Source organism: Simplicispira lacusdiani, assembly GCF_003604195.1.
GTDB classification, from domain to species: Bacteria; Pseudomonadota; Gammaproteobacteria; order Burkholderiales; family Burkholderiaceae_C; genus Simplicispira; species Simplicispira lacusdiani.
In genome coordinates, this window is record NZ_QXGR01000005.1 from 191,015 (window position 1) to 204,460 (window position 13,446).

Sequence of the window (13,446 nt, forward strand, 5' to 3'; positions counted from 1 at the left end):
AAAACCCATGCCCTCAATGCGTGACGCGCAGGCTCCGGCCACCGCCATCCACCGCGCCGACTACCAGGCCCCGGCCTGGTGGATCGACACCGTGGACCTGGCCTTCGACCTGGACCCCGCCAAGACCCGCGTGCTCAACAAGATGCGCGTGCGCCGCAACCCCGCGGTGCCCGCGCAGCCGCTGCGCCTGCACGGCGAGGAGCTGAACCTCTCGCGCGTGCTGGTCAACGGCGCGGGCACCTCGTTCAAGATGGACGGCGATCAGCTCGTGCTGGAGAACCTGCCCGAAGGCACGGAAGCCTTCGACCTGGAGATCTTCACCACCTGCGCGCCCGCCAAGAACACGCAGCTCATGGGCCTGTACGTGAGCCAGGGCACCTTCTTCACGCAGTGCGAGGCCGAGGGCTTCCGGCGCATCACCTACTTCCTCGACCGGCCCGATGTCATGGCCAGCTACACCGTGCTGCTGCGCGCCGACAAGGCTCAGTATCCGGTGCTGCTGTCCAACGGCAACCTGGTCGAACAGGGCGAGCTCGAAGGCGGCCGCCACTTCGCCAAATGGGTCGACCCGCACAAGAAGCCGAGCTACCTGTTCGCCCTGGTAGCGGGCAAGCTGGTGGCGCGCCAGCAGCGCATCGTCTCGCGTTCGGGCAAGGAGCACTTGCTGGAGGTGCATGTGCGCCCCGGCGACCTGGGCAAGACCGAGCACGCCATGAACTCGCTCATGGCCAGCGTGGCCTGGGACGAGGCACGCTTCGGCCTGCCGCTGGATCTGGAGCGCTTCATGATCGTCGCCACCAGCGACTTCAACATGGGCGCCATGGAGAACAAGGGCCTGAACATCTTCAACACGAAGTACGTTCTGGCCAGCGAATCCACCGCCACCGATGTGGACTTCGCCAACATCGAGAGCGTGGTCGGCCACGAGTACTTCCACAACTGGACGGGCAACCGCGTCACCTGCCGCGACTGGTTCCAGCTCAGCCTGAAGGAGGGCCTGACCGTCTTCCGTGATCAGGAATTCAGCATGGACCTGGCGGGCAGCCCCTCGGCGCGCGCCGTCAAGCGCATCGAGGACGTGCGCGTGCTGCGCACCGCCCAGTTCCCCGAGGACGCCGGCCCCATGGCCCACCCGGTGCGGCCCGACAGCTACATCGAGATCAACAACTTCTACACCGTCACCATCTACGAAAAGGGTGCCGAGGTCGTGCGCATGATGCACACCCTGGTGAGCCGTGACGGTTTCGCCCGGGGCATGAAGCTCTATTTCGAGCGCCACGACGGCCAGGCCGTGACCTGCGACGACTTCGCCCAGGCCATCGCGGATGCCAACCCGGGCTCCGAACTGGCCCAGCGGCTGGACCCGTTCAAGCGCTGGTACAGCCAGGCCGGCACGCCGCATGTGCGCGCCACGGGCCAGTACGACGCCGCCGAGCGCCGCTATACCCTCACCCTGGCGCAAAGCTGCGCGCCCACTCCGGGGCAGCCCACCAAGGCGCCCTTCGTCATCCCCGTGGAGCTGGGCCTGCTCGCGCAGGACGGCCGCGCCCTGCCCCTGCAGCTCGACGGCGAGACCGCCCCTGGCGCCGCCACGCGCACCGTGGTGCTGGCCGAGACCAGCCTGCAGCTCACGTTCGTGAATGTGGACAGCGCCCCCGTGCCCTCGCTGCTGCGCGGTTTCAGCGCGCCCGTGGTGCTGGACTGCGATTACAGCGACGACGACCTGCGGACCCTGCTGGCGCACGACAGCGACGCCTTCAACCGCTGGGAGGCCGGCCAGCGCCTGGCCCTGCGCATCGCTATCAATACCATAGCTGACAGCGCAATCCAGGCGGGCGTAAACGGCCAAATAAGCCAAAACATTCTGCCCGCCAGCTTCATCGAAGCCATGCGCGGCGTGCTGCGCCACCCCGAACTCGATCCCGCCTTCAAGGAACTGGCGCTCGCGCTGCCGTCCGAGACCTACATCGCCGAACAGCTCGCCGTGGTGGACCCGCAGCGCGTGCACGCCGTGCGCGAGGCCATGCGCCTGCAGCTCGCCCTGGCCCTGCAGACCGACTGGCAATGGGCCTACGAGCAGCACCAGCACACGGGTGCCTACCGCCCTGACGCCGCCTCGGCCGGGCGCCGGGCGCTGGCGGGCATGGCGCTGTCGATGCTGTGCCTGGCGGCACAGCAAACCGGCGATACCGTCTGGCCGGGCAAGACGCTGCAGCGCTTCAAGGATGCGGGCAACATGACCGACCGCTTCAACGCGCTCAGCGCCCTCGTGGGCAGCGGCCATGCCCTGGCTGCGCCCGCGCTGGCGCGCTTCCACCAGCTCTTCAAGGATGAGCCGCTGGTCATCGACAAGTGGTTCGCGCTGCAGGCGGGCAGCCCCGACCGGGGCGGCAACGTGCTGCCCATCGTGCGCCAGCTCATGCAGCACCCGGACTTCAGCCTGAAGAACCCGAACCGCGCGCGCAGCGTCATCTTCAGCTACTGCAGCGCCAACCCCGGCGCCTTCCACCGCCAGGACGCGGCCGGCTACGTGTTCTGGAGCGAGCGCGTCATCGAGCTCGACGCCATCAACCCGCAGGTGGCCGCGCGCCTGGCGCGCGCCATGGACCGCTGGAAGAAACTCGCCGAACCCTGGCGCACCGCCGCCCGCGAGGCCATCGCCCGCGTGGCCGCCCGCGAGGGCCTGAGCAACGATGTGCGCGAGGTCGTCACCCGCGCACTGGCCGACGAATAAGGAGAACAAGCATGGCAAAACGAATCAGCCTGACCCGCTACCTGGTGGAACAGCAGCGCGTGGCGGGCCATATCCCGTCCGAGCTGCGCCTGCTGCTCGAAGTGGTGGCACGCGCCTGCAAGAGCATCAGCCAGGCCGTCAACAAGGGTGCCCTGGGCGGCGTGCTCGGCAGCGCCGAGAGCGAGAACGTGCAGGGCGAGATGCAGAAGAAGCTCGACATCATCGCCAACGAGGTGCTGATCGAGGCCAACGAATGGGGCGGCCACCTGGCCGCCATGGCCAGCGAGGAAATGGACGGCATCTACGTCGTGCCCAACCGCTACCCCAAGGGTGAATACCTGCTGCTGTTCGATCCCCTGGACGGCTCGTCCAACATCGACGTGAACGTGAGCATCGGCACCATCTTCAGCGTGCTCAAGAAGCCCGAGGGTGACCGTGGCGTCGAGGAGACCGACTTTCTCCAGCCCGGCAGCCACCAGGTGGCCGCGGGCTACTGCGTCTACGGCCCGCAAACCACGCTGGTGCTCACCGTGGGCGACGGCGTGGCCATGTTCACGCTCGACCGCGAGCAGGGCTCGTTCGTGCTGACGCAGGAAAACGTGCGCATTCCCGAGGACACCAAGGAATTCGCCATCAACATGAGCAACATGCGCCACTGGGACGAGCCCGTGAAGCGCTACATCGACGAATGCCTGCAGGGCAAGGAAGGCCCGCGCGGCAAGGACTTCAACATGCGCTGGATCGCCAGCATGGTGGCCGACGTGCACCGCATCATGTCGCGCGGCGGCATCTTCATGTACCCCTGGGACAAGCGCGAGCCCAACAAGCCCGGCAAGCTGCGCCTGCTGTACGAAGCCAACCCCATGGGCTGGCTCATCGAACAAGCCGGCGGCGCCGCCACCAATGGCCGCCAGCGCATCCTCGACATCCAGCCAGGACTCCTGCACGAGCGTGTGAGCGTGATCCTGGGCTCAAAAAATGAGGTTGAGCGCGTGACAAGCTACCATTCCACGCTATAATTTAAATCTTACGTAGCCGGTGTAGCTCAGTCGGTAGAGCAGCTCATTCGTAATGAGAAGGTCGGGTGTTCGATTCATCTCTCCGGCACCAAATGGAAAGCCCTGACTCGCAAGAGTCAGGGCTTTTTTCTTTGGCTCCGAATGTTTTAGCGTGCCATGGCGCAGCCAATCCAGCAATTCACGCCTTGGCCTCCAGCAAATCCTGCCACTGGGTCGTGTACCCGGGCGACCGGCGCTCCTGCCGCATCGCCCAGGCCCTCCCATCGCCTGCCAGGCCAGCACCAGCCAACTGAAGGGTGTCGCGCCCATGGCGGCGGTTGACACCGTCGATGACTTGCATCAACCGGGAGCGGCGCTCCGATGGGGGCGCCACCTCCAAGGCCAGCTCATGCTGCACTCCATCCGCTTGCGCCAGATCGAACAGCACCACGCCCGCACGGGCATAGCGAAACCCCGGCCGATAGATGGCCCGCAACCCGTCGTGCACGGCGCGCGCCATGGCTGCACTGTCGTCCGTGCGCTGCCGCAGGGGAACCACCACGGAGCCGGAATACTGCCCCTCCTGACGGCGGAAAGGGCTGGTACGGATGAAGACCATCAAACGACCCGCCCGGCTCCCCTGGCGCCTGAGCTTTTCAGCGGCGCGGCTGGTGAAATCCGTCACCGCTTCCTGAAGATCACTTAACTCCGTGACCGGCCCGCCAAAACTGCGGGTACAGGCAATTTCACGCCGCGCCTGCGCTTCGTGCTCCAGGCCAGCACAGGCGATGCCCCGCAGTTCCTGGACCGTGTGCTCCAATGCCACGGACCAGCGGCGGCGCGCCAGGGCCGGATCGAGCCGGCACAGGTCCAGCGCGCTATGGATACCCGCCGCATGCAACTGGGGCGCCAGGCGCCAGCCCACACCCCAAACATCGTTCACGGCGGTAGCGGCCAACAGGCTTTCCCGCGCCTGCGGCGCAACCGCGCCCAGATGGCAAATCTGGGCATGCGAGCCGGGATAGCTGCCGGGCTTGCGCTCGGCGGCCTTGGCGATATGGTTGGCCAGCTTGGCCAGCGTTCTGGTGGGACCAATACCGATGCATGTCGGCAGACCGACCCATTGCAGAAGACGATGACGCATCCTGCGGCTGCGGTCTTCCAGATCACCCCGGATGCCGGAGAGATCCACGAAGCACTCATCGATGGAATAGACCTCCTGGTGGTGACCCAGGCCGGCGGCCAGGGCCATCATGCGGTCGGACATGTCGCCGTAGAGGGCGAAATTGGCACTCAGCGCCAGCAGCCCCGCTTCCTGCTCCAGATGCCTGATCTGGTACCAGGGGGCCCCCATGCGGATACCCAGGGCCTTGGCCTCGTTGGACCGCGCGATGGCACAGCCATCGTTGTTGCTCAGCACCACCACGGGCCGGCCGCGCAGGCGGGGGTTGAAGACACGCTCGCAGCTCACATAGAAGTTGTTGCCATCGATCAGCGCATACATGGCTCAGCAAGGAAACAACGTGAGCGCGGCCGTGACCACACCCCAGACTTCAAGGGCCTGGCCCTCGCCGGGATGGATGTCGGGGTAGGCTGGATGCGCGGCCACCAGATGCGCCCGTCCACCGCGCAAAGACAATCTCTTGCAGGTGAATTCGCTGTCCACGATGGCCACCACGATGCTGCCGTGCCGGGGCTCCAGTGCCCGGTCCACCGAGATGATGTCGTTGTCGTGGATGCCCGCCCCCGTCATCGAGTCCCCCCGGACCCGCATGAAGAAGGTCGATTGCGGGTGTGCGCCCAGCAAGTCCATCAGATCGCAACGCCGCACCATGTGGTCTTCCGCCGCGGACGGAAACCCCGCTGGCACCCGTGCATCCAGCATCTGGAGCGTCGCGCCCGCCAGGCTGGAAGGCACCGGAGCGGAAAGATCGGGCAGGATAGGTCGCATAAAATACTGTGATTTTTTACAGTATATCGAAGATGCCATCACGGTGAAAGATCCCTTCGAACCTGTTACCGATCTTTTCATGGGGTGCGCAAGGCAACAAACCGCCACGATCCAGACGTCCGCCGGAGCCCGTGCTGGCGGCCTGGGCAAGGTGGGCAACGACGAGCGTGGCGGTTTGCTGCCATGCCGAGCCTGCGGCAGACAAAAAAAAAGCCCCGGCCAGAGAAGGACGGGGCTGGCTGCCTGCAAGCACGGGCCTCGCGGCCCTGCTTGGCGGACAGTGTGCTTACTTGGCGGCGGAAGCGTCGGCAGCGGGAGCTGCAGCAGCAGCGGAAGCGGCATCGGTAGCGGCGGCGGCAGCTTCAGAAGCAGGAGCTGCGGGGGCTGCGGGCTCAGCGGCAGGAGCGGGAGCTGCTGCGGGAGCGGGGGCGGGAGCAGGTGCCGGCTCTTCCTTCTTGCCACAGGCGGCCAGGGCAGCAGCAGCGATGAGGGAAGCGATGACGAGAGACTTGTTCATTTCAGGTTTTCCTTGAGGACGGTCAAAAAAACAAAAAATGCCACAACGTCCAGCCTCTTGCAGCCCGGCTCCGCTCTGGCAGAGAGTGCTCCGGTGGAGCACGTTTTCAACTCAGCCAAGGATTATATTGGTTATTCGTCAATACTGAATAACACCAAGCGCGGAGTCAAACCATGCGATGTTGCGCACAACTGACACCAAGCTGACCGCAGTCTGTCGCTTGTCTGACTTTCCCCTCAAAGCCCCAGCGTGGTCGAGGGGAATCCGGGAGTACTCTTGCTGCGCAACCACTCATTGAGGGTTTCGCGCAACAGTACACGGCGCTCGGGTTCACCGCCCGTCACGCCGGTGCAGCGCTCTGGGTCCAGCCGCTGCAGCACCCAGCCCGGCGACCAGAGGACACTGGGAATGTCGAGCGGATCAGCTGCCGGGCTGACGCGGCAGGTCAGGATATGGTCCCAGGTGCCGCGCCAGCGCACCAGGCGCGCGTGGCGCCGGATGACCTCGTTGTAGGAGCCGGCCAGCATGGTGAGGCGCCGGCCACTGTGCGCCCACGCCTGCAGCGACTCCACCACGGCCCGCTCGCCCAGGGGCCAATCGTGAAAATCGGCATCGCTGAGCACGATCTCCCGCCAGCCTTCGCGAGCAGCCGTGGCCAGGGCATCGCGCACCAACTGCTGGAAGGCCTCGCGACCACTGAAACGGCCTTCGGGCAAAGGCGCCATGGCACCTTCGGACGGATCGGAATCGGGGCGCATGGTGGACATCGGTCCCTCCCTGGATCAAGACGGAGAACAGGCTCCGGACATGTGCCTTTCGGCGAACTGCGACAATTCTCCTATGGAAATCACCGAACAATGCGTGGTCGCGCTGACCTGGACGCTCAAGGACACCCTGGGCGAAGAACTTGATGTACTCGACGAACCGGTCGAGTTCCTGGTGGGCGGCGGCGATCTGCTGGCGCGCATCGAAGAAGCGCTGCAAGGCCATGGCGTGGGCGCCACCCTGTCCCTGCACCTGGAACCCGAAGACGCCTTTGGCGACTACCAAGAGCACCTGCTGTTCCTGGAGCCGCGCAACTTGTTCCCCGAGGAGCTGGAGGAAGGCATGACCTTCGAGGGCAGCGCCCTGCCCACCGGCTGCAACCCCGAGGCCCCGCGCGACGCTTTCTACACCGTCACCGAAATCTACCCCGAGCATGTGGTGCTCGATGGCAACCATCCACTGGCCGGTATCGCCCTGCGCCTGCACCTGAAGGTGTGCGGCGTGCGCGAGGCCACCGTGGACGAGGTCGGCCGTGGCACGGCCGGCACGGGCTTCTTCCGGGTCCAACCCCAGGCACCAGGCGGTTCGTCGCTGCACTGAGAACGCATCTTTACGATCTCCCAGAGGCCGCACAGCGGCCTTTGCGGGATGGAATGCAAGATCGTAAACACCTTCTGAGCACCACCATCCCAGTCAATAGCGCGAGATCTGGCCGTTGTAGAGACGCACGCGGTCACCCACGCGCAGATCCCCCACCGAGCCGACGTCATAGGCCCGGTGGCCGCCCCTGTCGAGCCGAATGGAGATGCGGTAGAGCGTGCCATGGCCACCGCTGTTGCGCTCTTCGATGGCATTGCCGGCCACGGCGCCTCCCACCACGCCCACGGCCGTGGCGGCAGCCCGGCCGCTGCCCTTGCCGACCTGGTTGCCCAGCACACCGCCCACCACGGCACCCAGCACGGCGCCCGCGCCCGTGGTCTGGCCACGCGGGGATGTCTGCAGGAGTTCGATATGGGTCACCTGCCCGTACTCGGTGCCCACAGGGGCCTGCGCCGGGTAGGCGGCGCCCTGAGGATAGCCGGACGAATAGGCGGGATAGGCGGGCGGGGGCGGGCGATGGGGCGCGCAGGCCGTCGACACGACAGCCAGGACAACACCGCCAACGAGCATGGCGGTCCGGGAAAGGTTCGATGTACGCACGGGGTCTTCCTCACGTCAATGGATGTTCGTGGGATTGCAGCACGCCGGATGGGTTCCGGGCTGCCGGGCAAGGGCCGCACCCCGGGCCGGACAGCGGCGCGCGCGCTCGTAGGCAAACGCCTACGCGGGGATCAGGCCTTGCCCGTGGAACCGTAACCCCCTTCGCCACGCTCGCTGGCGGCGGCAAATTCGCTGACCACGTTGAACCGCGCCTGCACCACCGGCACGATGACCAGTTGCGCCAACCGCTCCATGGGCTGGAGCGTGAAGGCCTGGGGACTGCGGTTCCAGGCGCTGACCATGAGCTGACCCTGGTAGTCGCTGTCGATCAGCCCCACCAGGTTGCCCAGCACGATGCCATGCTTGTGGCCCAGGCCCGAACGCGGCAGGATGAGCGCGGCGTAGCCGGGGTCGCACAGGTGAATGGCGATGCCCGTGGGCACCAGTTGCCATGCGTTGGGTTCGAGGGTGAGCGGCGCATCCAGGCAGGCCCGCAAGTCGAGCCCGGCGCTGCCGGGCGTGGCGTAGGCGGGCAACTGGTCCGCCATGCGCGGGTCGAGAATCTTGACGTCGATGTTCACTTCTTGTTTCCTGTGTCGCGCTGCTGCGCGAGTTGACGCAGCCGCTCCTGCAACTGCGCGATATTCATCGGAACCCGGGTACCGCCGGGGGCTTCCATGCCGGACACCACCGCGACCACCCGGCCCAGCCCCCACCACAGGAACCCCATGAACAGCAGTCCCGGCAACGAACCCTTGCCCAGCACAAGGAAGGCCGCTCCGTGCGCCAGCGTGAGCACCAACAGCACCGCGCGCGCGATCTGCAGCACACCCGCCAAGGGCGCAAGCACCTGCGCCAGATCCGGTGGCTGGCCCGTCTCGCCGCCCATCGCCGGACGACGCGCCACCGCCTTGCGCTCCTGGGGTTGCGGCTGCTGGCGCACCGACGGCCGGGAAGCGGCCGAGCCCGCGGACAGCCGCTCCACATAGCGCACGAAATCGCCGTCGGGCGGCGTATCCCATTCGGGCCGGATCGGACTGGGCATGGCGGTACTCCTGGGTGGGAGGGCGAAGGTCAGGCGTGACGTCCTGGCAGCCGCGTGGCGATCTCCGCCACGAGCTGGCGTGCCAGCGTGCGCTTGGAAGCGCGCGGCAGCTCACGGTGGCCGGTGGCATCCACCAGCAGCAGGGCATTGTCGTCCTGGCCGAACGTGGCCGGGCCGATGTTGCCCACCAGCAGCGGCACGCCCTTGCGTTCGCGCTTGGCGCTGGCGTGCGCCAGCAGGTCGTGGCTCTCGGCCGCGAAACCCACGCAGAACAGGCTGCCGGCACGGGCGCGCGGCGACTGCGCCACGGTGGCCAGGATGTCCGGGTTCTCCACGAAGCCCAGCACGGGCGTCTGGCCCGAGCCGTCCTTCTTGATCTTCTGGTCGGCCTGCGTGGCCGGGCGCCAATCTGCCACCGCTGCGGTTGCTATGAAAACAGTAGCTTGCTGCGCCCGTGGTTCGGCCGCCGCGAGCATTTCCTGTGCAGAGCGCACGTTGATGCGCTGCACGCCACGCGGCGTGGGCAGGTGGACGGGGCCGGCCACCAGCGTGACCTCGGCGCCTGCCTCACGGGCCGCGCGCGCGATGGCGAAGCCCATCTTGCCGCTGGAATGGTTGGTGATGCCGCGCACCGGGTCGATGGATTCGAACGTGGGCCCCGCCGTGACCAGCACCTTCTGCCCCGCCAGCAGCTTGGGCGTGAAGAAGGCGATCACCTCCTCCAGCAATTCCGCCGGTTCGAGCATGCGGCCATCGCCGGTCTCGCCGCAGGCCTGGTCGCCGTTGCCCACGGCCAGCACCGTGGCGCCATCCTGCGCCACCTGGGCCAGGTTGCGCTGCGTGGCCGGGTGCGCCCACATCTCGCGGTTCATGGCCGGGGCCAGCAGCAGCGGCACGCGCTCCTGCGGGCGCGCCAGGCACAACAGGCTCAGCAGTTCGTCGGCCCGGCCCTGGGCCAGGCGGGCGACGAAATCGGCGCTGCACGGCGCGATGAGGATGGCATCGGCCTCGCGCGAGAGGTTGATGTGCGGCATGTTGTTGGCCTCGCGCGCATCCCACTGCGAGCCGTACACCGGCCGGTTCGACAACGCCTGCATGGTCACGGGCGTGATGAACTGGGCGGCCGCCTCGGTCATCACCACCTGCACGGTGGCGCCCTCCTTGATGAGCGCGCGGCACAGTTCCGCCGATTTGTAGCAGGCCACGCCTCCGCTGAGGCCCAGGACGATGTGTTTGCCGGCAAGCTCTTTCATGGGCCGCAATTTAGCAGACGGGACACCCCCGCGCGGCGGGCCGGCGATGCCGGGATGGGGGACGCCCTCTATAATTGCAATTTCCCACCACCTTAAAAAGACATGACCAAATTTGTCTTCGTCACCGGCGGTGTGGTGTCTTCCCTGGGCAAGGGAATCGCCTCAGCCTCCCTTGCCGCGATCCTCGAATCGCGCGGCCTCAAAGTCACCCTCATCAAGCTCGACCCGTACATCAACGTGGACCCGGGCACCATGTCCCCGTTCCAGCACGGCGAAGTGTTCGTGACGGACGACGGCGCCGAAACCGATCTCGACCTGGGCCACTACGAGCGTTTCATCGAAACGCGCATGAAGAAGGCCAACAACTTCACCACCGGCCGCATCTACCAGTCCGTGCTGGAAAAAGAGCGCCGGGGCGACTACCTGGGCAAGACGGTGCAGGTGATCCCGCACGTCACCAACGAGATCCAGGAGTTCATCAAGCGCGGCGCCGGTGTCGGCACCGATGATGCCGTGGACGTGGCCATCGTCGAAATCGGCGGCACGGTCGGCGACATTGAATCGCTCCCCTTCCTCGAAGCCGTGCGCCAGCTCAGCCTCAAGCTGGGCCCGAACAACGCCGCCTTCGTGCACCTGACCTACGTGCCTTTCATCGCCGCGGCCGGCGAGCTCAAGACCAAGCCCACGCAGCACACGGTGCAGAAGCTGCGCGAGATCGGCATCCAGCCCGACGCGCTGCTGTGCCGCGCCGACCGCGCCATCCCCGATGACGAGCGCGGCAAGATCTCGCTGTTCACCAACGTGCCCGAATGGGGCGTGATCAGCATGTGGGACGTGGACACCATCTACAAGGTGCCGCGCATGCTGCACGAGCAGGGCCTGGACGGCCTGATCTGCGACAAGCTGCGCCTGAACACCCCGCCCACCAGCCTCAAGCGCTGGGACGCGCTGGTGCACGAGACCGAGCACCCGCAGGGCGAAGTCACCATCGCCATGGTGGGCAAGTACGTCGATCTGTCCGACAGCTACAAGTCGGTCAACGAGGCGCTGCGCCACGCCGGCATGCAGAACCATGTGCGCGTGAAGATCGACCATGTCGATTCCGAAACCATGGAAGGCCCGGACGCCGCCGAAAAGCTGGCCCGTTACGACGCCATCCTGGTGCCCGGCGGCTTTGGCCAGCGCGGCGTGGAAGGCAAGATCAACACCGCCCGCTACGCCCGCGAGCACAAGGTGCCCTACCTCGGCATCTGCCTGGGCATGCAGGTGGCCACCATCGAATACGCCCGCCACGTGGCGGGCCTGGCCGGCGCCAACAGCACCGAGTTCGACCCGGACTGCCAGCACCCCGTCATCGCCCTGATCACCGAGTGGAAAGATGCCGACGGCAGCATCCAGAAGCGCGACGCCAGCTCCGACCTGGGCGGCACCATGCGCCTGGGCGCGCAAAGCTCCGACGTGGCCCCCGGCACGCTGGCCCACGGCATCTACGGCGACGTGGTGACCGAGCGCCACCGCCACCGCTACGAGGCCAACGTCAACTACCTCGACCAGTTGCGCAAGGCCGGCCTGGTGATCTCGGCGCTGACGCAGCGCGAACACCTGACCGAGATCGTCGAGCTGCCCGCGAACGTGCACCCCTGGTACATCGGCGTGCAGTTCCATCCCGAGTTCAAGTCCACGCCCTGGGACGGCCACCCGCTGTTCAACGCCTTCATCAAGGCGGCCGTCGCGCACCAGAAGGCCGCCAAGGCATAAGGAGACCCGCCATGAAACTCTGCGGATTCGACGTCGGCCTTGACCAGCGCTTCTTCCTGATCGCTGGGACCTGCTCCATCGAAGGCCTGCAGATGTCTCTGGACGTCGCCGGCCAGCTCAAGGAAACCTGCACGGCGCTGGGCGTGCCCCTGATCTACAAGGGCTCGTTCGACAAGGCCAACCGGTCTTCGGGCACCAGCCAGCGCGGCGTGGGGCTGGACGCAGGGCTGAAGATCCTCGATGAAGTGCGCCGCCAGCTGCAGCTGCCCATCCTGACCGATGTGCACGAAGCCGCCCAGGTGGCCGAGGTGGCCAGCGTGGTGGACGTGCTGCAGACTCCGGCCTTCCTGTGCCGCCAGACCGACTTCATCCGCGCCGTGGCGCAGTCCGGCAAGCCGGTGAACATCAAGAAGGGCCAGTTCCTCGCGCCCTGGGACATGAAGAACGTCATCGACAAGGCCCGCGCCGCCGCGCGCGAAGTGGGCCTGTCCGAGGACCGCTTCCTGGCCTGCGAGCGCGGCGTGAGTTTTGGCTACAACAACCTCGTGGCCGACATGACCAGCCTGGCCGAGATGCGCAACTCCGGCGCGCCCGTGGTGTTCGATGTGACCCACTCGGTGCAGAAGCCCGGCGGCCTGGGTGCCGTGAGCGGCGGCGCGCGCGACATGGTGCCGGTGCTGGCCCGTGCCGGCGTGGCCGTCGGCGTGGCGGGCCTGTTCATGGAAACGCACCCCAAGCCCGCCGAGGCCTGGTCGGACGGGCCCAACGCCGTGCCACTCAAGCACATGCGGGCCTTGCTCGAAACCCTGGTGGCGCTCGACGACGTCACCAAGAAGAACGGTTTTCTCGAAAACAACTTTGGAGCCTGAGAACATGCCCAGTGGCTACGTCATCGCCAACGTGCGCGTCACCAACCCCGCGCAGTACGAGGAATACAAGAAGTGGTCCACCGCGGCCTTCCAGGCCCACAACGCCGAGATCTGCGTGCGCGGCGGGCAGGTGGAGGTGATGGAGGGTGACTGGACGCCCGAGCGCCTGGTGATCGCCAAGTTTCCCAGCTTCGAGGCCGCCAAGGCCTTCTACCATTCGCCCGAGTACGGCAAGGCCCGCGCGGCGCGCGAAGGCGCGGCCATCATGCGCCTGGTCTGCGTCGAAGGCCTTTGATACTCCCAATTTGATAGCTGCCAGCGCTTACCAGATCAGCGCTAGAGGCCGATTTTATTTG

14 protein-coding genes and 1 tRNA gene are annotated in these 13,446 nt (G+C 66.5%); 7 read left to right on the top strand and 8 right to left on the bottom strand.

Annotated elements, in window-relative coordinates:
• The first annotated feature begins 7 nt into the window (after positions 1–7).
• The 3 genes from pepN (at position 8) to D8S75_RS08785 (ending at position 3,844) form a co-directional block, all read left to right on the top strand.
• Positions 8–2,734: an aminopeptidase N gene (gene pepN / locus D8S75_RS08775; RefSeq protein WP_119965918.1), complete on the top strand. Its 2,727-nt coding sequence runs from the start codon at positions 8–10 to the stop codon at positions 2,732–2,734.
• 11 nt (positions 2,735–2,745) lie between these two features.
• On the top strand, positions 2,746–3,753 hold the full coding sequence (locus tag D8S75_RS08780) for a class 1 fructose-bisphosphatase (protein WP_119965919.1): 1,008 nt from the start codon (positions 2,746–2,748) through the stop codon (positions 3,751–3,753).
• Positions 3,754–3,768: 15 nt separating this feature from the next.
• Positions 3,769–3,844 (top strand) — tRNA-Thr (locus tag D8S75_RS08785).
• Between the two features lie 87 nt (positions 3,845–3,931).
• Here D8S75_RS08785 and D8S75_RS08790 read toward each other — a convergent pair.
• From D8S75_RS08790 to D8S75_RS08805, 4 genes are all read right to left on the bottom strand, one after another.
• Complete coding sequence (locus tag D8S75_RS08790) at positions 3,932–5,236, bottom strand: Y-family DNA polymerase (RefSeq protein ID WP_119965921.1); 1,305 nt, start codon at positions 5,234–5,236, stop codon at positions 3,932–3,934.
• A 3-nt stretch (positions 5,237–5,239) separates the two neighbouring features.
• On the bottom strand, positions 5,240–5,683 hold the full coding sequence (locus D8S75_RS08795; RefSeq protein WP_119965923.1) for a LexA family protein: 444 nt from the start codon (positions 5,681–5,683) through the stop codon (positions 5,240–5,242).
• 286 nt (positions 5,684–5,969) lie between these two features.
• Positions 5,970–6,200, bottom strand: coding sequence for a hypothetical protein (locus D8S75_RS08800; protein ID WP_119965924.1), 231 nt, complete (start codon positions 6,198–6,200; stop codon positions 5,970–5,972).
• 236 nt (positions 6,201–6,436) lie between these two features.
• The gene (locus D8S75_RS08805) at positions 6,437–6,958 is read right to left on the bottom strand and encodes a hypothetical protein (protein ID WP_198673176.1); all 522 of its coding nucleotides are present in this window, start codon (positions 6,956–6,958) and stop codon (positions 6,437–6,439) included.
• An 82-nt stretch (positions 6,959–7,040) separates the two neighbouring features.
• Between D8S75_RS08805 and D8S75_RS08810 the strand changes: the two genes are divergently transcribed.
• Positions 7,041–7,565, top strand: coding sequence for an FKBP-type peptidyl-prolyl cis-trans isomerase (locus tag D8S75_RS08810; RefSeq protein WP_119965926.1), 525 nt, complete (start codon positions 7,041–7,043; stop codon positions 7,563–7,565).
• A 93-nt stretch (positions 7,566–7,658) separates the two neighbouring features.
• On the opposite strand, the gene D8S75_RS08815 is transcribed toward D8S75_RS08810, so the two are convergent.
• From D8S75_RS08815 to coaBC, 4 genes are all read right to left on the bottom strand, one after another.
• On the bottom strand, positions 7,659–8,135 hold the full coding sequence (locus tag D8S75_RS08815) for a glycine zipper 2TM domain-containing protein (protein WP_119965928.1): 477 nt from the start codon (positions 8,133–8,135) through the stop codon (positions 7,659–7,661).
• Between the two features lie 161 nt (positions 8,136–8,296).
• Positions 8,297–8,746, bottom strand: a complete 450-nt coding sequence (gene dut / locus D8S75_RS08820; RefSeq protein WP_119965930.1) for a dUTP diphosphatase — start codon at positions 8,744–8,746, stop codon at positions 8,297–8,299.
• Positions 8,743–9,210, bottom strand: coding sequence for a hypothetical protein (locus D8S75_RS08825; RefSeq protein ID WP_232828988.1), 468 nt, complete (start codon positions 9,208–9,210; stop codon positions 8,743–8,745). The genes dut and D8S75_RS08825 overlap by 4 nt, the downstream gene beginning before the upstream one ends.
• A 29-nt stretch (positions 9,211–9,239) precedes the next feature.
• Positions 9,240–10,463: a bifunctional phosphopantothenoylcysteine decarboxylase/phosphopantothenate--cysteine ligase CoaBC gene (gene coaBC, locus D8S75_RS08830; RefSeq protein WP_119965932.1), complete on the bottom strand. Its 1,224-nt coding sequence runs from the start codon at positions 10,461–10,463 to the stop codon at positions 9,240–9,242.
• Positions 10,464–10,565: 102 nt separating this feature from the next.
• On the opposite strand from coaBC, the gene pyrG reads away from it, so the two are divergent.
• Genes pyrG through D8S75_RS08845 form a run of 3 tightly spaced genes read left to right on the top strand, consistent with a single transcriptional unit; the run spans position 10,566 to position 13,385 of the window.
• A complete protein-coding gene (pyrG, locus tag D8S75_RS08835) occupies positions 10,566–12,221 on the top strand; it encodes a CTP synthase (protein ID WP_119965934.1) in 1,656 nt (551 codons plus the stop codon).
• Between the two features lie 11 nt (positions 12,222–12,232).
• Entirely contained in the window at positions 12,233–13,090 is an 858-nt protein-coding gene (kdsA, locus tag D8S75_RS08840) for a 3-deoxy-8-phosphooctulonate synthase (protein ID WP_119965936.1), read from the top strand.
• 4 nt (positions 13,091–13,094) lie between these two features.
• The gene (locus D8S75_RS08845; RefSeq protein ID WP_119965937.1) at positions 13,095–13,385 is read left to right on the top strand and encodes a DUF1330 domain-containing protein; all 291 of its coding nucleotides are present in this window, start codon (positions 13,095–13,097) and stop codon (positions 13,383–13,385) included.
• Positions 13,386–13,446 lie beyond the last annotated feature (61 nt).